At 70.7% G+C, this 21,762-nt stretch carries 20 protein-coding genes; 15 read left to right on the forward strand and 5 right to left on the reverse strand.

The window, feature by feature from the left end; translation table 11 throughout:
* Positions 1-7: 7 nt before the first annotated feature.
* The 4 genes from LR269_RS10410 (at position 8) to mutM (ending at position 2,462) form a co-directional block, all read left to right on the forward strand.
* Entirely contained in the window at positions 8-577 is a 570-nt protein-coding gene (locus tag LR269_RS10410) for a DUF177 domain-containing protein (RefSeq protein WP_231430725.1), read from the forward strand.
* A 2-nt stretch (positions 578-579) separates the two neighbouring features.
* Entirely contained in the window at positions 580-783 is a 204-nt protein-coding gene (gene rpmF, locus LR269_RS10415; protein WP_106564619.1) for a 50S ribosomal protein L32, read from the forward strand.
* Positions 784-859: 76 nt separating this feature from the next.
* On the forward strand, positions 860-1,525 hold the full coding sequence (rnc, locus tag LR269_RS10420; protein WP_231432313.1) for a ribonuclease III: 666 nt from the start codon (positions 860-862) through the stop codon (positions 1,523-1,525).
* Between the two features lies 1 nt (position 1,526).
* Positions 1,527-2,462, forward strand: a complete 936-nt coding sequence (gene mutM, locus LR269_RS10425) for a bifunctional DNA-formamidopyrimidine glycosylase/DNA-(apurinic or apyrimidinic site) lyase (RefSeq protein WP_231430726.1) — start codon at positions 1,527-1,529, stop codon at positions 2,460-2,462.
* A 33-nt stretch (positions 2,463-2,495) separates the two neighbouring features.
* Here the strand turns inward: mutM and LR269_RS10430 are convergent, their stop codons facing one another.
* A complete protein-coding gene (locus LR269_RS10430) occupies positions 2,496-3,056 on the reverse strand; it encodes a dihydrofolate reductase family protein (RefSeq protein ID WP_231430727.1) in 561 nt (186 codons plus the stop codon).
* Positions 3,057-3,152: 96 nt separating this feature from the next.
* Between LR269_RS10430 and LR269_RS10435 the strand changes: the two genes are divergently transcribed.
* Positions 3,153-3,785, forward strand: a complete 633-nt coding sequence (locus tag LR269_RS10435) for a TetR/AcrR family transcriptional regulator (protein ID WP_231430728.1) — start codon at positions 3,153-3,155, stop codon at positions 3,783-3,785.
* Between the two features lie 129 nt (positions 3,786-3,914).
* Here LR269_RS10435 and LR269_RS10440 read toward each other — a convergent pair whose 3' ends face one another.
* Complete coding sequence (locus LR269_RS10440; RefSeq protein ID WP_231430729.1) at positions 3,915-4,982, reverse strand: GNAT family N-acetyltransferase; 1,068 nt, start codon at positions 4,980-4,982, stop codon at positions 3,915-3,917.
* Between the two features lie 182 nt (positions 4,983-5,164).
* Here LR269_RS10440 and smc point away from each other — a divergent pair, with 182 nt between their 5' ends.
* Complete coding sequence (gene smc, locus LR269_RS10445; protein ID WP_231430730.1) at positions 5,165-8,683, forward strand: chromosome segregation protein SMC; 3,519 nt, start codon at positions 5,165-5,167, stop codon at positions 8,681-8,683.
* A 34-nt stretch (positions 8,684-8,717) separates the two neighbouring features.
* Here the strand turns inward: smc and LR269_RS10450 are convergent, their stop codons facing one another.
* Together LR269_RS10450 and LR269_RS10455 are read right to left on the reverse strand one after the other, a co-directional pair.
* Positions 8,718-10,379, reverse strand: coding sequence for an alpha-amylase family protein (locus LR269_RS10450; RefSeq protein WP_231430731.1), 1,662 nt, complete (start codon positions 10,377-10,379; stop codon positions 8,718-8,720).
* Positions 10,376-11,344 (reverse strand): TIGR03885 family FMN-dependent LLM class oxidoreductase, encoded by a 969-nt coding sequence (locus LR269_RS10455; RefSeq protein WP_231430732.1) that lies wholly within the window; start codon positions 11,342-11,344, stop codon positions 10,376-10,378. The genes LR269_RS10450 and LR269_RS10455 overlap by 4 nt, the downstream gene beginning before the upstream one ends.
* A gap of 146 nt (positions 11,345-11,490) precedes the next feature.
* Here LR269_RS10455 and ftsY point away from each other — a divergent pair, with 146 nt between their 5' ends.
* From ftsY to ffh, 3 genes are all read left to right on the forward strand, one after another.
* Positions 11,491-12,366: a signal recognition particle-docking protein FtsY gene (ftsY, locus tag LR269_RS10460; RefSeq protein WP_231430733.1), complete on the forward strand. Its 876-nt coding sequence runs from the start codon at positions 11,491-11,493 to the stop codon at positions 12,364-12,366.
* A 25-nt stretch (positions 12,367-12,391) separates the two neighbouring features.
* Positions 12,392-12,880 (forward strand): DUF2004 domain-containing protein, encoded by a 489-nt coding sequence (locus LR269_RS10465; protein WP_231430734.1) that lies wholly within the window; start codon positions 12,392-12,394, stop codon positions 12,878-12,880.
* Positions 12,881-12,973: 93 nt separating this feature from the next.
* Positions 12,974-14,554, forward strand: coding sequence for a signal recognition particle protein (gene ffh / locus LR269_RS10470; RefSeq protein WP_231430735.1), 1,581 nt, complete (start codon positions 12,974-12,976; stop codon positions 14,552-14,554).
* 57 nt (positions 14,555-14,611) lie between these two features.
* On the opposite strand, the gene LR269_RS10475 is transcribed toward ffh, so the two are convergent.
* Positions 14,612-15,757, reverse strand: coding sequence for a glutamate--cysteine ligase (locus LR269_RS10475; RefSeq protein ID WP_231430736.1), 1,146 nt, complete (start codon positions 15,755-15,757; stop codon positions 14,612-14,614).
* Positions 15,758-15,940: 183 nt separating this feature from the next.
* Between LR269_RS10475 and LR269_RS10480 the strand changes: the two genes are divergently transcribed.
* The 6 genes from LR269_RS10480 to LR269_RS10505 all read left to right on the forward strand — a co-directional run bounded on the left by LR269_RS10480 (position 15,941) and on the right by LR269_RS10505 (position 21,724).
* Complete coding sequence (locus LR269_RS10480; RefSeq protein ID WP_231430737.1) at positions 15,941-16,603, forward strand: GntR family transcriptional regulator; 663 nt, start codon at positions 15,941-15,943, stop codon at positions 16,601-16,603.
* 188 nt (positions 16,604-16,791) lie between these two features.
* Positions 16,792-17,976, forward strand: a complete 1,185-nt coding sequence (locus LR269_RS10485) for a branched-chain amino acid ABC transporter substrate-binding protein (RefSeq protein ID WP_231430738.1) — start codon at positions 16,792-16,794, stop codon at positions 17,974-17,976.
* Between the two features lie 77 nt (positions 17,977-18,053).
* Complete coding sequence (locus LR269_RS10490) at positions 18,054-18,941, forward strand: branched-chain amino acid ABC transporter permease (RefSeq protein ID WP_231432314.1); 888 nt, start codon at positions 18,054-18,056, stop codon at positions 18,939-18,941.
* Position 18,942: 1 nt separating this feature from the next.
* The gene (locus LR269_RS10495; RefSeq protein ID WP_231430739.1) at positions 18,943-20,142 is read left to right on the forward strand and encodes a branched-chain amino acid ABC transporter permease; all 1,200 of its coding nucleotides are present in this window, start codon (positions 18,943-18,945) and stop codon (positions 20,140-20,142) included.
* A complete protein-coding gene (locus LR269_RS10500) occupies positions 20,139-21,017 on the forward strand; it encodes an ABC transporter ATP-binding protein (protein WP_231430740.1) in 879 nt (292 codons plus the stop codon). Before LR269_RS10495 ends, LR269_RS10500 begins: the two co-directional genes overlap by 4 nt.
* Positions 21,014-21,724, forward strand: coding sequence for an ABC transporter ATP-binding protein (locus LR269_RS10505; protein ID WP_275506841.1), 711 nt, complete (start codon positions 21,014-21,016; stop codon positions 21,722-21,724). The genes LR269_RS10500 and LR269_RS10505 overlap by 4 nt, the downstream gene beginning before the upstream one ends.
* Positions 21,725-21,762: the final 38 nt, after the last annotated feature.

Here is a 21,762-nt window from a genome sequence, read left to right on the forward strand (position 1 = left end):
GTCGATCGTGGCCATCAAGCAGTCCCCTTTCAGCGTGAACGTGCGCGACCTCGTCAACCGTCCCGGCGAGATGCGCGAAGCGTTCATCACCGTGCCCGCGCCCGAGCAGTTCGGCGAGGGGCTCGTCGCCGTCGCCGCCGGTTCGGAGGTCGAGCTCGACGTCCGGCTGGAGTCGGTGCACGAGGGCATCCTCGTCACCGCCGAGGTCGACGCGACCGCCGAGGGCGAGTGCGGTCGCTGCCTGACCGACATCGCGCTGCCCGTCCGAGTCGAGTTCCAAGAACTCTTCGGGTATCATGGCGGGGAAGCAATCGAGTATGAGGTTCAAGACGACCACGTGGATCTTGAACCACTCATCCGAGATGCGGTGGTGCTGGCACTGCCGTTCCAGCCGGTGTGCCGACCGGATTGCCCGGGTCTCGACCCAGAGACCGGGCTCCGACTGGCCGATCATCCGGAACTCGTCACCCCTGAGCACAGCGATCCTCGCTGGGCCGCGCTCGCGGGGTTCCAGGCTTCCGAAGACAACGGTCCGGATGCGTCATCCGGCGCCGATCAGCAGAGAGAAGAGAGATAGTCATGGCGGTTCCCAAGCGGAAGCAGTCACGCGCCAACACCCACGCGCGCCGTTCGCAGTGGAAGGCCGAGGTCCCCACGCTCGTCAAGACCGTCGAGAACGGCAAGGTCACCTACAGCCTTCCGCACCGCGCGAAGGTCGTCGAGGACTCGGCGGGCACCCCGCTCTTCCTCGAGTACAAGGGCCGCAAGGTCGCCGACGTCTAGTCGGCCCGAGACGCACCGACGACCGGTCGTGACGCGAACGGAGCGCACGGGTAGCGAGAATCGCACGCTCGACGAACTGCAGCAGACGCTGCAGATCGAGATCGATCCCGCCCTGCTCCAACTCGCGCTCACGCACCGGTCGTTCGCGTACGAGAACGGCGGCATCCCGACGAACGAGCGCCTCGAGTTCCTCGGCGACTCGATCCTCGGGCAGGCCGTCACGGTGAAGCTCTTCCGCGACCATCCCGACCTCGACGAGGGCGAGCTCGCGAAGCGCCGCGCCAGCCTGGTGTCGAGTGTCGCACTGGCCGAGGTCGGTCGTGCGATCGGCGTCGGTCGGTACATCCGGCTCGGCCGCGGCGAGACCCTCACCGGGGGAGCCGACAAGCCGTCGATCCTCGCCGACACGGTCGAGGCGATCATCGGCGCCGTCTACCTCGACGCCGGCGGCGACGTCGCGACCGGTCTCGTGCTGCGCCTCATCACGCCGCTCATGCAGGACCCCGAGCGATTCGGCGCGGCGATGGACCCGAAGACGAGCCTGCAGGAGATCGCGGCGCGGCGCAGCGCCCCTGCACCCGCGTACTCGGTGGCCGAATCCGGCCCCGACCACAACAAGCACTTCGTCGCGACCGTGACGGTCGGCGAGCTCGTGCAGGCGTCGGGCGAGGGATCGAGCAAGAAGCAGGCCGAGATGGCCGCGGCGCTCGAGGCGTGGACCCTGCTCAACGGCGCGAACTGAATTGCCCGAGCTTCCCGAGGTCGAGGTCGTCCGCGCAGGGCTCGCGCCCGCGGTGACCGGCGCCGTCATCACCGCCGTCGAGGTGCTCGACCGGCGTTCGCTGAAGCGCCACGATCCGGCCGTCGGCGACTTCGAGCGCCTGCTGGCGGGCGCGCGAGTCAGCGCGGCCGTGCGTCGCGGCAAGTTCCTCTGGCTGCCGCTCGACGACGAGACCGCCGCGGGCGATCGGGCGGGTGCCCGCGCGATCGTCGGCCACCTCGGCATGAGCGGGCAGATGCTGCTGCGCACGCCCGATCACCCGGGCGACGACCGGCACGCCCGCGTACGACTGAACGTCGAGCACCCCGAGCACGGCGAACTCCGAATCGACTTCGTCGACCAGCGCATCTTCGGCTCGCTCGCCGTCGACCGCATGGGGCCGACCGACGACGGCGAGATCGCCGGGTTCTCGGCGTCGGTCACGGGGGAGTGGGCGCGCTCGATCCCGAGCCAGGTGTCGCACATCGCCCGCGACCCGCTCGACCCGGCGTTCTCCGACGACCTGTTCGCCGCACGGCTCGCACGTCGCGCCAGCGGCATCAAACGCGTGCTCCTCGACCAGGGCGTCGTCAGCGGCATCGGCAACATCTACGCCGACGAGTCGCTCTGGGCGGTGCGACTGCACCCCGAGCAGCTCGCCTCGTCGCTCAGCCGGCGCCGCACGACCGAGCTGCTCGCCGCCGTGCGCGACGTGCTCGGGCGCGCCCTCGTCGAGGGCGGCACGAGCTTCGACGCGCAGTACGTGAACGTCAACGGCGCGTCGGGCTACTTCGCGCACTCGCTCAACGCCTACGGACGTGGGGGAGAGCCGTGCCCACGGTGCGGGGGGCCGATCCGTCGTGAGGCCTTCATGAATCGCTCCAGCCATTACTGCCCGAAGTGCCAGCGCCGGCGCTGAGCCCGGCTTCAGCACCCAGCGTCGTGCGAGACGTCAACGTCGCGTTCGATAGCGAGCGGAGATCAATCCGGACGGGAAGGAGCGCTGCTCGACGAGCTCGAGGTCGAGGCGCACGTCGTCGGGGAAGAACCGCGTGCCCCCGCCGACCACGCTCGTGGTGATGAAGAGGTGGTATTCGTCGACCAGGCCGGCCCTGATCGCCTGGGCCGCGAGGTGGGGGCCGTCCACCGAGAGGTCGTGGTCGGACTCGGCCTTGAGCCGCCGGACCGCCTCCGGGTCGAAGCTTCGCTCGATGCGGGTCCTCGCGCTCGAAACGGACTCCAGTGTCGTCGAGTAGACGACCTTCTCCGCGGCCCGCCAGTCGTTCGCGTACTGGAGGATGTGCGGCGGCACCTCGGGCTCGTCGCGCACGGTCTCCCAGAAGACCATGGTCTCGTACATCCGCCGGCCGTAGAGGAAGGTGCCGATGTCGCGGAACGCGTCGCCGATGAAGGTGTGCACCTCCTCGTCTTCCGCACCTCTGCCGAGATCGCCCTCGGCGGCTTCGGCGTACCCGTCGAGCGAGGTGATCATCGAGTAGATGAGCTTGGCCATGTGCAGCTCCTTCGTGAGAGGTGAGTCGGTGGGCTCACCTCCGAAGGTAGCCCTTCTCGAGTGGTGAGTCAACGGGCTCACCTCTATGATGGCGGCATGTCACGCGAGCTTTCGAGCTACCACCGTCGGGTCGCCGCGACCAACCGGGCGACGATTCTCGACGCCGCCAACGAGCTGTTCCTCGAGCACGGCTACGACCGAACGTCACTGGCACGCGTCGCCGAGCGGGCCGGGGTCTCCAAGGCGACGCTGTTCAAGCAGTTCCCGACCAAGGCCGAGCTCTTCGAGGCGATGGTGCTCTCCGCGGCCGGCTCGACGGAGGGCGCTGTCGAGGAACTGCCGTCGGGCGACTTCAGCGCAAGCCTGACCGGCTTGGGCCTCGCCTACGTCGAGCTCCTGAACCGGCCCGGGATGACGGACCTGATCCGCGCGGTGATCGCCGAGTCGTCGCGCTTCCCCGAACTCCGGGAACGGGTCTTCGACTTCGGCACGCTGCCGCTGTTCGCGGCGGTGCGGCGCTGCTTCGTCACCGCGCACGCCGAGGGCACCGCGGTCGTCGACGACCCGGACACCGCCTCCGCGCAGTTCCTCGGCATGATCTCGACCGTCGTCTTCTGGCCGCGACTGATCCACGGCGGCTGGTCGCTGAGCGACGCCGAGATGCGTCGCGTGGTGCACGAGGCGATGCTGACCATCGTGGCACGGTACGGTGCGCGAACCGGCGACTGATCGACCGGATCATCCGCGGCGCGCGGTGCACCGGGTCAGGCGGGCCCTGCGCCCTCGTAGAGGATGCGTGCGAGCACGACTCGACGATGCTCCGGCGAGACATGGGAACGCGGTGGAGTTCCCTCCCGCTCACCCGCGCTGCCACTCGGCGGAGATCCCGCGGAGTCCGAAGCCCAGCGCGATGTTGATCGCGAGCATGTGCTCGTTCTCGTCGGCGTTCCACGTGTAGACATCGGTGCGTTCGGGGGCGAACTCGCCGAGCAGCACGAGGTTCGCGAGTTTCACGCGCATGCCCAGCCCGTGACCGCGGTGCGCCGCGACGACCAGCGTGTCCGATTGATAGGCGACCGTCTTCCCGGGCGGCAGCAGCAGCTCGGTGTACCCGGCGACGGTGCCGTCGGGGGCGACCGCCGCCTGCACGAGCAGGGAGCGCCCGCCGTCGAGCGAGCGATCCTCGTGGGCGCGAACGCGGGCCGCGTCCCACTCCTCCTCGTCGATCGTCAGGCCGCCCGCAGGCACGTCCAGCGCCATGCGCGCGCGGGCCGCCGCATAGCTGTCGACGAGCTCGTCGGGCGTTCGGTCGACCCAGCCGACGAGCCGATAGCCGGATGCCTCGGCCTCGCGCTCCTCGGACGCGGCGCGGAACTCCTCGAGACGCCCCGCGACCGTGAGTCCGCTCTGCCGCTCGAGCTGTCGCAGCGTGTACCCGTGCCGGGTCGCGAACCGCACGCTCGGCAGGTCGGCCGGGATCGAGGCATCGCCCTGGGGGGCTCGCAACCGCTCGCCGGCTCGCTGGGTCACGGTGATCGGGAAGTCGTCGAAGCCGGCGAACGCCTGGCGTCCGAGCCCGCGGATCACGGCCTCCGCGCGTTCGATCAGCCGCGAACCGATGCCGGCCCGTCGGTACGCCGGGTGCACCTCGACGATGAGATTGCCCACCGTCGCGGCCGGGTCGGCCTCCCAGAACGTCACCACGCGACCCACGCAACGCTCGCCGTCCCACGCGGCGAAGAGCCGTCGCGGCAGGTACTCGTCGCGGTACATGGCGAGGAGCTCCGGGGCGGTGAATGCGAACCGGTCGTCGCCCCAGCGTTCGACCTCGATGGCGGTCATGAACTCGACGACGCGTTCGAACTCGATGGCCTCTGGTGCGCCGAGCGTCGCGGGGAGGGCCACCTCGCGGATCTCGACCGGCATCGGCTGCTCCTCTCGTGCGGGTTCCGACGCATCGGGCCGCCGACCGGGCAGCCGCCCAGACTATCGACCCCGCCCGGCGGCGGCAAGGGCCGATCACCGAAGCGCGGCGCGCGTGCGCGGATCGGCCCCGAACCTCGGATACCGTAGTCGGCAGCGTTCGTGCGGCGAGGAGAGGGTGGAGCGTGTACCTGAAGAGTCTGACGCTCAAGGGCTTCAAGTCCTTCGCACAGCCGACGACCTTCGCCTTCGAACCCGGCGTCACCTGCATCGTCGGCCCGAACGGATCGGGAAAGTCGAACGTCGTCGACGCGCTCGCCTGGGTCATGGGCGAGCAGGGCGCGAAGACCCTCCGCGGCGGCAAGATGGAGGACGTCATCTTCGCCGGCACCTCGACCCGTGGACCGCTCGGACGCGCCGAAGTGAGCCTCACGATCGACAACACCGACGGTGCGCTGCCGATCGAGTACACCGAGGTGACGATCTCGCGCACCCTGTTCCGCAACGGCACGAGCGAGTACGCCATCAACGGCGACCAGTGCCGGTTGCTCGATGTGCAGGAGCTCCTCAGCGACTCGGGCCTCGGTCGCGAGATGCACGTCATCGTCGGCCAGGGACAGCTCGACCAGGTGCTGCGCGCCACTCCCGAGGACCGCCGCGGCTTCATCGAGGAGGCCGCCGGCATCCTCAAGCACCGTCGTCGCAAGGAGAAGACCCTCCGCAAGCTCGACGCGATGCAGACGAACCTCACTCGCCTCTCCGATCTCGCGGGCGAGATCCGTCGGCAGCTGAAGCCGCTCGGCCGGCAGGCCGAGGTCGCCCGCGAGGCGGCCACGATCGCCGCGGTCGTGCGCGACGCGAAGGCGCGCCTGCTCGCCGATGAGGTCGTCGGGCTGCGACGCGCACTCGAGGAGCACGGCAAGAGCGAGCACGAGCGGCACGCCGAGCGACTCGTGCTGCAGGAACGGCTCGAGCAGCATCAGGCGAAGGTGACGGCGCTCGAGCAGGCGCAGGGCGGCGACTCCGTCGACCGTGCCCGTTCGACGAGCTTCGCCCTCGAGCAGGCCCAGGCGAGGCTCCGCTCGCTCGATTCGCTCGCCCGTCAGCGCATCGCGCTCCTCGAGGGCGCCTCGGAAGAGGCGGATGCCTCGCCGAGCGTGACCCGCGAGATGATCGACGCCGCCGTCGCCGAGCTCGAGGGCCTGCGCGACGGCATCGGCGCCGCGGCATCCGCCCTCGACGAGGCGCACGAGACGACCATGCGCACCCGCGCCGAGCTCGACGCCGTCGACCAGGAGATCGCCCGGCAGTCGGCCGAGGTGTCGGCCTACGACCTCGAACTCTCGAAGCTGTCGGGGCAGGCCGACTCGGCCGCCTCGAAACTCGCCGCCGTGCGCGGCGAGGTGCTGCGGCACGCGAATGCGCTCGAGGCGTCGGCCGGCCGACGTGCGGCGGCGACCACCGCGCTCGCCGAGGCCGAGGCTGCTGCGAGTGTCGAGGAGTCGGCCGAGACCGACCTCGACGAGGCCTACGAGCTGGCCCAGGCCGCGGTCTTCGAGGCGGAGGCCGAGATCGAGCGCATCCGCGAGGAGCTGCACGGCCGCGAGCGCGAGCAGGGGGCGCTCAGCGCCCGCACCCAGGCGCTCTCGCTCGCCCTCGACCAGAAGGACGGCTCGGCCGCGCTCGTCGCCGCGGGCGTCGACGGCGTGCGCGGACTCCTCGCCGAGTCGATGCAGGTCGAGCCCGGCTTCGAGGCAGCGATCGCCGCCGCGCTCGGGTCGCTCGCCGACGCCGTGCTCGTCGACGACCGTGATGCCGCGTACCGGGCGCTCGACCGCGCCGAGGCGGGCGAACTCGGCCGGGTGGCGCTCGCCGTCGCCGAGCCCGGGGTCGAGGCCGCGGCGACGCCGGTCCTCGCCGGGCTCACGCCGGCCGCGTCGGTCGTCACCGCGCCCGCCGGCGTGCGCGGCCTCCTCGCCGAGGTGTTCATCGCCGACGACCGCGACTCGGCTCGCGCCGCCGAACCCGCGCTCGGGGGGCTCGACCGGCCCGCGACCGTGATCACGCGCGAGGGCACCGTCATCGGCCGATACGTCGTGCGCGGCGGCTCCGGGCGCAAGCAGAGCCGCATCGAACTCATCGCCGAGCGCGACCGCGCCGCCGCCCGCCTCGAGGAGGTGCGCGGCGAGATCGAGCGCAGCCGCACCGAACTCGCCGAGCAGCGCCGGCTCGTCGAGCAGTCCAAGGAGCAGTCGAAGCGCGCTCTCGCGGCGCTGCGCGAGTTCGACGCGCAGCTCGCCCAGCGCACCGAGCGCCTCAACCGCGCGCGCGTTCAGGCCGAGGCCGCCGAGGCCGAGTCCGAGCGACTGCAGCAGGCGTCGGCGAATGCCGAAGAACGGGTCGCGGACGCCGAACGCGCCGCCGACGAGGCGAAGGCCGCCCTCGAGGCGGCACGCGCCGTGCCGCGTCCCGTGCTCGACGTCGCAGCGCGCGACGGGGCGCTCGCGTCGGTCGAGGCCGCCCGCGAGGCCGAGGTCGAGGCGAAGCTCAGGCTCGAGACCGCGAAGGAGCGGGTCCGCGCCGAGGAAGCGCGGATCCGGGCGATGGAGGCCCAGTTCGACCAGGAACGGCGCGCCGCCGACGAGGCGGCGCGGCGCGCCGTCATCCGCCGCGCGCAGCTCGACGCCGCCCGACGCGTCGCCGAGGCGCTGCCGCCCGCGCTCGCGTCAGTCGACGCGTCGGTCGCCGAGGCTCGCGTCGCCCTCGGCCGCGCCGAGGCCGAGCGTGCGAGCCGCAACGAGGAGTTGCAGGCGGTTCGGCGTGAGGAGTCGGTCGTGCGCGAGCGGCTGCACGCGGTCACCGAGGACGTGCACGGCCTCGAGCTGCGCATCTACGAGAAGAAGCTGCACGTGACGGGGCTCGTCGAGCGCGCCGAGTCGGAGCTCGGGCTCGACGAGACCGTGCTCATCGACGAGTACGGTCCCGAGCAGCCGGTGCCCGCCGAGACGGAGGACGGCGAGGCCGTGCCGTTCCGTCGTGAGGAGCAGCAGCGACGGCTCGCCGCCGCCGAGCGCAAGTACGCCCAGCTCGGCCGGGTCAACCCGCTCGCGCTCGAGGAGTTCGCCGCGCTCGAGCAGCGCCACCAGTTCTTGAGCGAGCAGCTGACGGACCTCGCGAACACGCGCAAGGACCTGCTGACGATCATCGAGGAGATCGACGGCAAGATGGAGTCGATCTTCCGCAGCGCCTTCGACGACACGAAGGCCGCGTTCGCCGAGGTCTTCCCCGTGCTCTTCCCGGGCGGCGCGGGCAGCATCTCGCTCACGAACCCCGACGACATGCTCACGACCGGCATCGAGGTCAGCGTCAAGCCCGCCGGCAAGAAGATCGAGCGGCTCTCGCTGCTCTCCGGCGGCGAGCGCTCGCTCGCGGCCGTCGCGCTGCTCATGGCGATCTTCAAGGCCCGCCCCAGCCCGTTCTACATCATGGACGAGGTCGAGGCCGCGCTCGACGACGCGAACCTCGGGCGCCTGCTGACGACCTTCGAGGACCTGCGCGACTCGAGCCAGCTCATCGTGATCACCCACCAGAAGCGCACGATGGAGATCGCCGACGCCCTCTACGGCGTCTCGATGCGCCAGGACGGCGTCTCGGCCGTGGTCGGGCAGCGCGTGCGAGAGGAGCGCGAGCAGCAGGCGAGCTGAGGCGGTCGGCCCCGGGCCCGGCCGATGGGGCCGCTCACGTGAGCCGGCGGTCGTCGGGCTCCACGATGCGGAACCAGCGATAGCCGTACGCGTCGAGGTGGACCTCGATTCGCCCGCGCTCGTCGAGCGGGTAGGTGTCGGGCGCGAACAGGTCGCTCAGCACGGCGTCGGGCGCGACCCTGCCGAGCTCGAGCGGCACGACCGTCGGCGTCGGGGCGAAGTTGTGGACGGCGACGAAGCGGCCGACATCGGCCGTGATGCGGTGCGCGAGCACCTCGTCGAGACCCGTCGACAGCACGTCGAGCACGCCCCAGCCGATCTCGGGGGAGCTCCGGTACCTGGTCGCGAGCTGCTTGATGAAGGCGAGCAGCGAGTCGGGGTCGTGCATCTGCGCCTCGACGTTCACGTGCTCCGGCGCGTAGCCGTCGGCCGGAGGTGCCGCGGCGAGCCGTGAGGGCGTCGCCCGCGAGAATCCGCCGTTGCGCTCGTCGGTCCACTGCATGGGGGTGCGCACGGCCTGCCGACCCTTCTGCGCGCCGTTCTCGCCCATGCCGATCTCCTCGCCGTAGAACAGCACGGGTGTTCCGGGCAACGAGAAGAGCAGGCTGTAGACGAGCCTGATCCGGCGCGGGTCCCCGTCGAGCATCGGCGGGAGGCGTCGGACGATCCCCCGACCGTAGACGCGCATCCACTCCTCGGGCGCGAACGCCTCGAAGACCTCGTCGCGCTCGGCGTCCGAGAGCTTGTCGAGGGTGAGCTCGTCGTGGTTCCGCACGAAGTTCGCCCACTGCGCCTCGGGCTCGATGCTCGGCCGCTTCGCGAGCGATGCCGCGAGCGGGCGGGCGTCCTCTCGGGCCAGCGAGAGGTAGAGGGCCTGCATGCCGAGGAAGTCGAACTGCATCGTGAGCTCGGCCGCGTCGCCGACCCGCCCGAAGTACTCGAGCTGCTCGGAGTAGGGCAGATTGACCTCGCCGAGCAGGACCGCCTCGCTCGAGCGCCGCTGCAGGAATCGCCGGAGATCGCGGAGGAACTCGTGCGGGTCGCCGACGTCGACGCCGTCTGGCGGCTCGATGAGGAACGGCACCGCGTCGACCCGGAAGCCGGAGACGCCGAGCTCGAGCCAGAAGCCGACGGTCTTGGCGATCTCGTCGCGCACCGCGGGGTTCGCGATGTTCAGGTCGGGCTGGTGCCGGTAGAAGCTGTGCAGGAAGTACTGGCCGGCGCGCTCGTCGAACTCCCAGATCGAGTCCTCCTCGCCCGGGAAGACCGCGTTCGGCGCCTTCGGCGGGTCGTCCTGCCAGACGTACCAGTCGCGGTACGGCGACCTCCGGCTCCGCCTGGCCGACCTGAACCAGGGATGCCTCGCCGACGTGTGGTTCATCACGAGATCGACGATCACGCGCATGCCCCGGTCGCGGGCGGTGCGCGTGAACTCGGCGACGTCGCCGAGCGAGCCCAGCCGCGGGTCGACGCCGAGGAAGTCGGTGATGTCGTACCCGTCGTCGCGGTCGGGGGTCGGTTGGAACGGCATGAGCCAGATGCAGGTCACGCCGAGCTCGGCGAGGTGGTCGAGTCGGTGGGCGAGCCCCTCGAAGTCGCCGAACCCGTCGTCGTTCCAGTCCATGAAGGTCTCGACGTCGAGGCAGTAGACGACCGCGGTCTTCCACCAGAGGTCGCTGCGATCCGTGATCCTCATGCTGAGACCGCCTCGAGGTCGGGAACGACGCGCTCGCCGAAGGTGTCGATGAACGCCTCCTGCTCCGTGCCGACGTGGTGCAGGTAGATCCGGTCGACGCCGAGCTCGGCGATGCGCGCCAGGTGCGCGAGGTGGCGCGCCGGGTCGGCCGAGACGAGCAGCGTGGCGGCGACCTCCTCGGGCGTCGCGTCGGCGGTGCGGGCGTCGAAGTCCTCGGGCCGATCGAGCTCCCACGAGAGGTGCGCCGGCACGAGCCCCTGCCGCCACTGGTCGTGGGCGATCGCCAGCGCCTCCCCGTCGGTGCGAGCCCAGCTCAGGTGCACCTGCACGCCGACCGGCCCGCGACCGCCCGCGCCCCGATAGGCGTCGATGAACTCGCGGAGCGCGTCCCGCGGCTGGTCGACCGTGATCACGCCCTCGGCCCAGCCGGCGGCCGCGCGCGCCGTGTCGGCGCTCACCGCGGCGGCGAGGAGCGGCGCCGGCACCACCGGCAGGCTCCACACCCGCGCGCGATCGACGCGGATCCGCCCGTTCGCGGTCACCTCCTCGCCGGCGAGCAGGCGCCGCATGACGTCGACGGCTTCGACGAGCCGCGCGTCGCGATCGTCCTTCGCCGGCCACGGGTCGCCGGTGACGTGCTCGTTGAGCGCCTCGCCGCTGCCGAGCGCCGCCCAGAATCGACCCGGGTACATCTCGGCGAGGGTGGCGATCTTCTGGGCCGCGACGGCCGGGTGGTACCGCTGTCCTGGAGCCGTCACGACGCCGATGGAGAAGCGCGTGGCCTCGAGCGCCGCGCCGAGCCAGCTCCAGGCGTACCCGGACTGCCCCTGTCGGACGCTCCACGGCTCGAGGTGATCGCTGCACATCGCCGCCCCGAAGCCGGCCTCCTCTGCGCGCTTGACGGCGTCGAGCAACCGCCCGGGCGGCAGCTGCTCGTGCGAGGCATGGAATCCCACCGAGGTCATCTGCATCCTTCCGATGCCCCGAGACTCCCGTGGCCCGTCCGTCGTGGCAACCCCTTGCGCGGTCCCGGCCCGCCGGGTAGCGGCTCACGCCCCCGCGCTCCGGGGCACGGCAGTCGCCGAGGCATCCGCCCCCGTAGGCTGGAGCCATGGCAGAACGCGCTTCATGGTCGCTCGGCAACGCCCTGCGTGGCATCTTCGGGGCGAAGACGATCGACGAGGACACGTGGGACGACCTCGAGGCGGCGCTCATCACCGCCGACTTCGGTCCCGCGGTCACCGAGGAGATCGTCGACCAGATCAGGGCGCAGGTCGAGCGGTTCAAGACGACCGACCCGAAGGACGTGCAGCGGATGCTGCGCGAGATCGTCGAAGAGCGGTTGGCGAAGTACGACCCGACGCTGAAACTCACCGAGCGCCCTGCGGTCGTGCTCGTGGTCGGCGTCAACGGCGTCGGCAAGACCACGACGATCGGCAAGTTCGCACGCTTCCTGCGCACGTACGACCGCTCCGTCGTGGTCGGCGCCGCCGACACGTTCCGCGCCGCAGCGGTCGATCAGCTCGCCACCTGGGCCGATCGCGCGGGCGTCGGCATCGTGCGGCCCGAACGCGAGGGCCAGGACCCGGCCTCGGTCGCGTTCCAGACCGTCGACAAGGCCAAGCAGGACGGCACCGAGATCGTCATCATCGACACGGCCGGCCGGCTGCACACGAAGGGCGGGCTCATGGACGAGCTCGGCAAGATCAAGCGCGTCGTCGAGAAGCAGGCCCCCATCAGCGAGGTGCTGCTCGTGCTCGATGCGACGACCGGGCAGAACGGTCTCGCCCAGGCCGAGGCGTTCATCGAGCACGGGGGAGTGACGGGGCTCGTGCTCACGAAGCTCGACGGATCGGCGAAGGGCGGCTTCGTGCTCGCCGTGCAGGAGAAGACCGGCCTGCCGATCAAGCTCATCGGGCAGGGCGAGGGCATCGGCGACCTCACCGGCTTCACGCCGCACGTCTTCGCCCAGAAGCTCGTCGGATAGCGCAAGGACTCGGGAGGAGAGCCCCATGTCGATCGAACACGACTACTTCGGACTCGTCGGCGACTACTGGTCGGAGACGTTCGAGTACGCCGACCAGCGCGTCGAGGTCGTCCTCGACGCCGACGCCGACCTGGTGTCGACGGCGGCGCTCGACGTCGCGTCGGCGATCGTCGGCGAGCTCGAGCTCGTCGACGACGAGCTGCGGCAGGCGTTCGTCAGCCAGCTCGACACCCGCTCCTCGCCGATCGTGCGATTCCTCGACACGATGCTCGACCCCGAGCTCGAGCAGGCTGACGAGATCGAGGCGGCGATCGGCCGCGAGTCCGGCGACCGCCAGGTCGACGCGCTGCGTTCGCTCAGCCTCGTGCGCGTCGACCTGCGGCCCGACGCCGACGAACCCGGCGACGCGTTCGCCGAGTTCGAGTACGCCCTCGCGCCCGACGACACCGACGAGCGACTCATCGCCGCGATCGACCTCGAGCGCGAGATCGTCGACGTCCGCTTCGAGGGCTGAGCGCCCCGCTCGAGGGCCGAACGCCCGGCCGGAGGAGCCGCGTCGGCCCGCGCAGCGGGGAGGCATCCGGACTCGCTTAGAATCGAAGGCACCATGGCTACCTTCGGAAACCTGTCTGACCGCCTCGCCGAGACCTTCAAGAACCTCCGCACCAAGGGCAAGCTGTCCGCGTCCGACGTCGACGGCACCGTTCGCGAGATCCGTCGCGCGCTGCTCGACGCCGACGTCTCGCTCGACGTGGTCAAGCAGTTCACCGCGCACGTGCGCGAGCGCGCGCTCGGCGACGAGGTCAACAAGGCGCTCAACCCGGCCCAGCAGGTCGTGCAGATCGTCAACGAAGAGCTCGTGGCGATCCTCGGCGGCCAGCAGCGCCGCCTGCAGTTCGCGAAGACCCCGCCGACCGTGATCATGCTCGCGGGCCTCCAGGGCGCCGGAAAGACGACCCTCGCGGGAAAGCTCGCGAAGCACCTCGCGAAGGAGGGGCACACGCCGCTGCTCGTCGCGAGCGACCTGCAGCGCCCGAACGCCGTGAACCAGCTCCAGGTCGTCGGGTCGCAGGCGGGCGTGCCGGTGTACGCACCCGAGCCGGGCAACGGCGTCGGCGACCCGGTGAAGGTCGCGAGAGACGGTGTCGCCGAGGCGCGTCGCGCCCTCCACGACGTCGTCATCATCGACACCGCCGGCCGTCTCGGCGTCGACGCCGAGATGATGAAGCAGGCGTCGAACATCCGCAAGGCGACCGATCCCGACGAGGTGCTCTTCGTCATCGACGCGATGATCGGCCAAGACGCGGTCGCGACCGCCAAGGCCTTCCAGGAGGGCGTCGACTTCACGGGCGTCGTGCTCTCGAAGCTCGACGGCGACGCGCGCGGCGGTGCCGCGCTCTCGGTCGCGTCGATCACCGGGCGCCCGATCATCTTCGCGTCGACGGGCGAGGGGCTCGACGACTTCGAGCCGTTCCACCCCGACCGCATGGCGAGCCGCATCCTCGACCTCGGCGACATCCTCACCCTCATCGAGCAGGCCCAGCAGGCCTTCGACGAGGAGGAGGCGATGAAGGTCGCCGAGAAGCTCGCGAAGGAGCAGTTCACCCTCGAGGACTTCCTCGCGCAGATGCAGCAGCTGCGCGGCGCCGGCTCGATCAAGAAGATGCTCGGCATGCTGCCGGGCGCGGGCGGCATGAAGCAGCAGCTCGAGAACTTCGACGAGCGCGAGATCGTGCGCACCGAGGCGATCATCCAGTCGATGACCCCGGCCGAGCGGCAGAACACGAAGCTCCTGAACGGCTCGCGACGCCTGCGCATCGCGAAGGGCTCCGGCATGACCGTGACGGACGTGAACCAGCTCGTGCAGCGGTTCGAACAGGCCGCGAAGATGATGAAGACCGTCGCGCGCGGCGGTGTGCCGCAGATTCCCGGCATGGGGCCGATCCCGGGTGCCGGCGGCTACGGCGGCGGCAAGCGGCAGGCGGCCAAGAACAAGAAGAAGTCGGGCGGCTCGCGTTCGGGCAACCCCGCGAAGCGCGCCGCCGAGAACGCGGCGATCGCACAGGGCGTCACGCCCGCCGGCCAGGGCGCGCCCGCGGGTTCGGGCTTCGGGCTCGGCGGCGCGAAGCCCGACGGGCCGAGCGAGCAGGACCTCGCTGCGATGCAGAAGCTGCTCGGCGGCCGATAGGCGCCGCCCAGCGCCGGCTGCGCGGCCGGCAGGCGCCGACCGGCGCCCGCACGGGCGTCAGCGGCCGTCCATGCCCTCGCGCAGCTCCCGTGCGAGGTGGGCGACGACGGCTCGCAGGTCGCCCCCGGATGCCTCGGCGACGTGCACCTGCCGCTGCGCGCTGGCCCCCGCCGCGACCATGTGCGCGACCTCCGCGAGTTCGTTCGCGCAGCCGAGGCGCGCTGCGACGGGGGCGAGGGTCTCGACGAGTTCGACGAGATCGGCGGAGACGGGGCGCTCCGAGCCCGAGGCATCCGTGATGACCACGGCCTCGAGCCCGTAGCGGGCGGCCCGCCACTTGTTCTCCCTGGTGTACCAGGGCTGCAGCACCTCGAGCGGCTCGCCGTGGTCGAGCCGGGTCGACATCCATTCGACGAGGCACTGCACGAGGGCGCCGATCGCGCCGAGCTCGCGGGCGGTCGAGACGCCGTCGCACACGCGCACCTCGATCGTGCCCCAGCGCGGCGACGGCCGGATGTCCCAGCGGACCTCGCTGTGGTCCTCGATGACGCCCGTGCGCTGCAGGTCGTCGACGAAGCGCTCGTACGCGGCCCAGTCGTCGAGCCGGTAGGGGAGCCCCGCGGTCGGCAGCTGCTGGAACATGAGCGCCCGGTTCGACGCGTAGCCGGTCTCGACCCCGGCCCAGTACGGGCTCGAGGCGCTGAGCGCCTGCAGGTGCGGCAGGTAGGTGAGCAGGCCGTCGAGCAGGGGTAGCGCCTTGTCGCGATCCTCGACGCCGACGTGCACGTGCACGCCCCAGATCATCATGTTGCGACCCCACCACCGGGTGCGCTCGATGAGCTTGTGGTAGCGCGGCTTGTCGGTGAGATGCTGGTCGTACCACTGGCTGTACGGGTGCGATCCGGCGCAGATGAGCTCGTAGTCGCCGAGCTGCTCGACGACGGTCCGCACCTCGGCGAGCTGGTGCTCGAGGTCGGCGACCGCGGCGGCCACCGTCGCGTGCACGCTCGAGACGAGCTCGACCGTGTTCGTCAGCAGCTCCGAGGTGATGAACGGGTGCTGCCCGCCGGGGCTGATCGCGTCGAGCATGGCGAGCACGCGATCGCCGACAGAGGCGAGCTCGCCCGTGCTGCGATCGACGATCGCGATCTCCCACTCGAGACCGACGGTCGAGCGCGGCGACCGGGCGAACTCGATCGACATGGACGGCCCTCCTCGGGCGGGTCGCCCGACCCGCCCCGTGCGGCAATCATGACACGGTCGAGACGGTCGGGGCGGGGTGCGACGCCGCGTGACGCGCCGATCGCCGAGGGCGCTCGGTTCGGTGGCACGAGGCGTCGATTGGCATACGATGTGGCACATGATGTATCACGTGCGCGGTGCGCGATGAGTCCGGAGCCGATCCGGCTGCTCGAGGTGCAGAGCCTTCGCGAGCAGGTCGAGCGCACCCTGTCGTCGCGCATCGTCGCGGGCGAGTTCGCGCCCGGCACGGTGCTCACGGTACCGACCCTCGCGAACGAGTTCGGCGTGAGCGCCACGCCCGTGCGCGAGGCGATGCTGAATCTCGCACGGCGGGGATTCCTGAGTCCCATCCGCAATCGCGGCTTCCGGGTGACCGAGGTCTCCGACGACGAGCTCCGCGAGCTCCGCGAGGTGCGGGTGCTGCTCGAGGCCCCGCCCATGCGCGCGATCGCCGGCAAGGTGCCCGCCGGCACGGTCGGCGAACTCCAGGCGCTCGCCGACGAGATCGTGAGCGCCGGGCGCGAAGGGCGCTTCGAGGACTACCTCGAGGCCGACACCACGTTCCACCTGACGCTGCTCGAGCTCACGGGCAACCGGCACCTCGTGCGCCTCGTGCGCGAGCTGCGGCAGCAGACTCGTCTCGTCGGGCTCGTGGACCTCGCCGAGACCGACGCGCTCGCGGCGTCGTCGCTCGAGCACGCCGAGCTCGTGCGGCTGCTCGTCGACGGCGACGGCGAGGCGGCCGAGCAGCTCATGCGCCGCCACATCGGGCATGTCGCGGGGCTCTGGAGCGGTCGCGACGAGTAGTCGCACTGGCGACGACCGATTACCGGGCCGTGGGATGCCTCGCGGTCGGCGAGGCTGCCGGGAGGCCGTTCGGCGTCGTGGTTTGCGCGATGGTCGATCATGAGTAATATGTCACGTACCGCACGGCGGCGTGGCACCAGCGACGCGAGCCCGAGGTCATGCAATGACGCAGACAGAGGAGAGTCCCCATGTCCCACGCTCCACGGCGCCGTACGCGCCTCCTGCAGTTCGCCGCCGCGGCGAGCCTCGTGATCGCCACCGCCGGTTGCTCCGGCGGCCTTGGTGGTGGGGGCGATGACGGCGGCTCCGACGACGGCCCGATCAAGCTCGGCATGCTGGCGCCGTTCTCGGGCAGCGAGTCGGCCTTCGGCGAGTACATGCAGAACGGCGCCCAGCTCGCCGTGGACGAGCTCAACGCCGACGGAGGCGTGCTCGGCCGCGACCTCGAGCTCGTCGTCGAAGACGACGCCTGCGACGCGACCACCGCCGTCGCCGGTGCGAACAAGCTCGTCACCGACGGCATCGCCGCCTCGGTCGGCGGCTACTGCTCGGGCGCGACGCTGCCCACGCTGCCGATCTTCGACGAGGCGGGCATCCCCATGGTCATCCCCGCGGCGAACTCGAACGAGCTCGTCGAGCAGCAGCTCCCCGGCGTCTTCCTCATCAACGGCACCGGCACCCAGCAGGCTCAGGCCGCCGTCGCCTACTCGGAGAAGATCGGCGCCTCCTCGGTCGCCGCGATCGACGACGCGACCGCATACTCCGCCGACCTCGCGGCATCCTTCGTCGAGCAGGCGACCGACGCCGGCCTCGACGTCGCGTTCGAGGCGACCATCACGCCGGGCGAGAACGACTACTCGGCGGTCGCCACGCAGCTCGCCAACGAGCAGCCCGCCCTCGTCTACTGGACCGGCTACTACCAGGAGGGCGGCCTGATCGCCCGCCAGGCGAAGGACGCCGGCTTCGACGGCGTGTTCCTCGTCGGCGACGGCTCGGTCGACGCCAAGTTCGCCGAGATCGCGGGCGACGGCTACACCGACAACGTCGTGGGGACCTTCACCCAGACGCCCGACATGATCGAGGGTGCCGACGAGTGGATCGCCGACTACACGGAGCTCGCGGGTGCGGCCCCCGGTCCGTACTCGACGCAGTCGTACGACGCCGTCCGCGTCATCGCGCAGGCCATGGAGGACGCCGGGTCGACCGACTTCGACGAGGTCGTCGCAGGCCTCGAGGGGCTCGAGGACTTCGACACCTTCGCCGGCCCCCTGACCTTCACCGACGACCACACCCTCTCGGGCGGCGGCTTCGTGATCGTCGCGATCGACCCGGCCACCGGTGCCTTCGTGCTGAAGGACGACCTGCAGGGTTGAGCCGCCGGGGCGGGGGCGCGAGCCCCCGCCCCGCCTCGAACCCCCAGGCCCCCGGCGGAAAGGACACCGCTGTCGTGATGCAACTCATCTGGAACGGGCTCATCGTCGGCTCGTTCTACGCACTCGTCGCGCTCGGCTACAGCATGGTCTACGGGATCATCAAGCTGCTGAACTTCGCGCACGGCGACATCTACATGCTCGGCGCCTTCGTCGGGTTCTTCACCCTCTCGGCGTTCGGCATCTCGAACGAGACCTCGATCCCGCTGCTGCTCGTCATCATGCTGCTCTCGATGGTGACGACGGGCCTCATCGGCGTCGGCATCGAGCGGATCGCCTACCGGCCGCTCCGCAACAGCCCGCGGCTCGCCGTGCTCATCACCGCGATCGGCGTGTCGTTCACGCTCGAGTACGGCGTGCGCCAGCTGTTCGGGCCCAACCCCGAGGCGTTCCCGATCCGGCTCGCCTCGACCGGGTTCGACGTGCTCGGCATGCGCATCACGGCCTCGCAGCTCGTGCTCGTCGTCATCGCGGCCGTGCTCATGCTCGTGCTCGCGCACATCGTCGAGCGCACGAGCCAGGGCCGAGCGATGCGTGCGATCGCCCTCGACCCCCAGGGCGCCCAGCTCATGGGGGTCAACGTCAACCGGGTCATCGCGACCGTCTTCTTCATCGGCTCCGCCCTCGCGGGCGCGGCCGGCGTCATGGCGGGTGCGTACTACGGCTCGATCGACTTCCTGATGGGCTTCATCATCGGGCTCAAGGCGTTCACCGCCGCGGTCATCGGCGGCATCGGCAACCTCTACGGCGCCATGCTCGGCGGGCTGCTGCTCGGCCTCCTCGAATCGTTCGGCGCGGCGTGGTTCGGCGGCGAGTGGCGCGACGTGTTCTCGTTCGCGTTCCTCATCCTGTTCCTCACCTTCAAACCCACCGGGCTCCTCGGCGCCCGCGTCGTCGAGAGGATGTGACATGGCCGGCCGACTCGACCAGGCGCTCAAGCACGCGCCGCTGCGCGCGCCGTCGCCGCTCTTCGATCGTCCGCGCGCCCCGCGCGGCGTGTTCACCTCGCAGACCGGCTTCCTCCGGGCGCTCGGCGGCCTCGCCGTCGTGCTGCTCCTCGTGCTCCCGTTCATGGACGCGTCGCGGTACACGATGTCGATCGCGACGAGCGCCCTCATCTACGTCATGCTCTGCATGGGCCTCAACGTGGTCGTGGGCTTCGCGGGACTGCTCGACCTCGGGTACATCGCCTTCTTCGCCGTGGGCGCCTACGTCTCGGGCATCTTCACGACGGTGCTCGGCTTCCCGATGTGGCTCTCGCTCATCGCCACGATCTGCGCGTGCATCATCGCGGGAATCATCATCGGCGCCCCCACGCTGCGCCTGCGCAGCGACTACCTCGCGATCGTGACGCTCGGCTTCGGCGAGATCATCCGGATCACGGCGAACAACCTCGACATCACGGGCGGCCCGAGCGGCATCCACGGCATCCCGTCGTGGGAGTTCGGCGGCTGGAGCTTCGACGACGGCTTCTCGATCGGCGGCATCGAGTTCCCCGGCTACGTGGTGTTCTACTACTTCGTCGCGCTCGTCGTCGTGGTCGTCGGCGTGATCGGGGCGGGCCGCCTCGGCAAGGGCAAGATGGGCCGCGCCTGGAAGGCCGTGCGCGACGACGAGGACGCCGCCGAGGCGATGGGCATCAACACCTACATCGCGAAGATCTCGGCGTACATCATCGGCGCCGTGTGGGCCGGCATGGCCGGACAGCTCATGGCGACGCACCTGTCGGCGATCAGCCCGAACAGCTTCCAGTTCCTGTACTCGGCCCTCATCCTCATGGCGGTCGTGCTCGGCGGAATGGGCTCGACGCCCGGCGTCATCATCGGCGCGCTGTTCGTCTCGCTCGCCCCCGAGCTCCTGCGCGACTTCGCCGAGTGGCGGTTCCTGATCTTCGGCGTGCTGCTCGTCGTCGTGATGCTGTTCCGACCGGCCGGGCTCTGGCCGGCGACCGCGGTGCTGCCGTGGCTGAAGCGGCAGAAGCCGCAGCCGCCGCCCTTCACCTCCGCCGTGTCGGCGGTCGACCACGGCGAGCCGACCGTGCCGCCGAGCGTGATGGAGTCGGTCGACGGCCTGCCGGCGACCGACGCCGAGGAGGGGAGGCAGCCGTGAGCGCGCTCCTGGAGGTCCGCGACCTGCGACTGCAGTTCGGCGGCGTGAAGGCCGTCGACGGCCTCAGCTTCGAGGTCCGGACCGGTGAGATCCTCGCGGTGATCGGCCCGAACGGCGCCGGCAAGACGAGCGCGTTCAACTGCATCTCCGCGTTCTACCTGCCGACGTCGGGCTCGGTCGAGTTCGACGGCAATCGCATCGTTCGCGAGGTGCCAGGGTTCTGGCGGCGGCTCGGCCTCACCCATCTGCTCCAGAGCTTCGGCTTCTACCGGGTGCTCCCGTCGAGGGTCACGAAGTGGGGCATGGCCCGCACGTTCCAGAACCTGCGGCTCTTCCGGGAGCTCAGCGTGCTCGACAACGTGAAGACGGCGATGCACGCGAACCTGCGCGAGGGGTTCTGGTCGACGCTGCTGCACACGCCCGGATACCGCAGGGCGGAGGAGGCGTGCGCCCGCGAGGCGCGCGGCTGGCTCGACTTCGTCGGCTTCGCCGAGGACGAGAACCTCTACGTGACGCAGCTGCCCTACGGCGAGCAGCGTCGGGTCGAGATCGCCCGCGCGCTCGCGACGAGCCCGAAGCTGCTGCTGCTCGACGAGCCCGCCGCGGGCCTCAACTTCAACGAGAAGCAGTCGCTCATGGAGCTGATCCGCAAGATCCGAGACATGGGGGTGGCGGTCGTCCTGATCGAGCACGACATGGGCCTCGTCATGGAGCTCGCCGAGCGCATCGTCGTGCTGAACTACGGCAAGGAGATCGCCGACGGCACGCCCGAGGAGATCAAGAACGACCCGGTCGTCATCGAGGCCTACCTCGGCGTCGACGAGGATGAGGGCGGCGCCACGAGCACCGCCCGTGCGGACGGAGGCCGATCGTGAGCGTGCTCGAGGTGAACGAGGCCGACGTCTACTACGGCCGGGTGCATGCCCTGCGAGGGCTGAGCTTCGCGGTCGAGGAGGGCGAGATCGTGTGCCTGCTCGGCAACAACGGCGCGGGCAAGTCGACGACGATGAACATGCTCTCCGGCCTCGTACGGCCGAAGTCGGGAGAGGTGCGCTGGAACGGCCTCGACCTGACGACCGCGAAGCCGTGGAACATCGTCTCGGCGGGGCTCCTCCACGTGCCTGAGGGGCGGCGCATCTTCTCGACGATGACCGTGCACGAGAACCTGCTGCTCGGCGGCTACACCGTGCGCGACAAACGGGCGATCCAGACCAGGCTCGACGAGGTGTACGGCCTCATGCCGCGCCTCGCCGAGCGGCGCAGGCAGCAGGGCGGAACGCTCTCGGGCGGCGAGCAGCAGATGGTCGCGATCGGCCGGGCGCTCATCGGCGGGCCGAAGCTGCTGCTGCTCGACGAGCCCTCCATGGGGCTCGCACCGCTCATCGTGAAGCAGGTGATGGAGATCATCCAGCAGGTGAACGCCCAGGGCACGACCGTGCTGCTCGTCGAGCAGAACGCCCGTGCGGCCCTCAAGATCGCGCATCGCGCGTACGTCGTCGAGACCGGTGCGGTGACCCTGTCGGGTCCCGCCGCCGAGCTCGCCGCCGATCCGCGCGTGGTCGAGGCGTACCTCGGCGCGTGAGCGCACGCCGCATCGAAACGACAGGGAAAGGGGTGGCG

This window comes from Agromyces sp. S2-1-8 (assembly GCF_021129215.1).
In the GTDB taxonomy this organism is placed as follows: Bacteria; Actinomycetota; Actinomycetes; order Actinomycetales; family Microbacteriaceae; genus Agromyces; species Agromyces chromiiresistens.

Excerpts from the sequence above, each read along its gene's own strand:
- LR269_RS10485 (WP_231430738.1), top strand. The coding sequence starts at position 16,792 with ATGTCCCACGCTCCACGGCGCCGTACGCGCCTCCTGCAGTTCGCCGCC.
- LR269_RS10440 (WP_231430729.1), bottom strand. The coding sequence starts at position 4,982 with ATGCCGGTCGAGATCCGCGAGGTGGCCCTCCCCGCGACGCTCGGCGCA.
- LR269_RS10450 (WP_231430731.1), bottom strand. The coding sequence starts at position 10,379 with ATGAGGATCACGGATCGCAGCGACCTCTGGTGGAAGACCGCGGTCGTC.
- LR269_RS10435 (WP_231430728.1), top strand. The coding sequence starts at position 3,153 with ATGTCACGCGAGCTTTCGAGCTACCACCGTCGGGTCGCCGCGACCAAC.
- LR269_RS10495 (WP_231430739.1), top strand. The coding sequence starts at position 18,943 with ATGGCCGGCCGACTCGACCAGGCGCTCAAGCACGCGCCGCTGCGCGCG.
- LR269_RS10430 (WP_231430727.1), bottom strand. The coding sequence starts at position 3,056 with ATGGCCAAGCTCATCTACTCGATGATCACCTCGCTCGACGGGTACGCC.
- rpmF (WP_106564619.1), top strand. The coding sequence starts at position 580 with ATGGCGGTTCCCAAGCGGAAGCAGTCACGCGCCAACACCCACGCGCGC.
- LR269_RS10465 (WP_231430734.1), top strand. The coding sequence starts at position 12,392 with ATGTCGATCGAACACGACTACTTCGGACTCGTCGGCGACTACTGGTCG.
- ffh (WP_231430735.1), top strand. The coding sequence starts at position 12,974 with ATGGCTACCTTCGGAAACCTGTCTGACCGCCTCGCCGAGACCTTCAAG.
- LR269_RS10490 (WP_231432314.1), top strand. The coding sequence starts at position 18,054 with ATGCAACTCATCTGGAACGGGCTCATCGTCGGCTCGTTCTACGCACTC.
- LR269_RS10475 (WP_231430736.1), bottom strand. The coding sequence starts at position 15,757 with ATGTCGATCGAGTTCGCCCGGTCGCCGCGCTCGACCGTCGGTCTCGAG.
- ftsY (WP_231430733.1), top strand. The coding sequence starts at position 11,491 with ATGGCAGAACGCGCTTCATGGTCGCTCGGCAACGCCCTGCGTGGCATC.
- LR269_RS10480 (WP_231430737.1), top strand. The coding sequence starts at position 15,941 with ATGAGTCCGGAGCCGATCCGGCTGCTCGAGGTGCAGAGCCTTCGCGAG.
- LR269_RS10455 (WP_231430732.1), bottom strand. The coding sequence starts at position 11,344 with ATGACCTCGGTGGGATTCCATGCCTCGCACGAGCAGCTGCCGCCCGGG.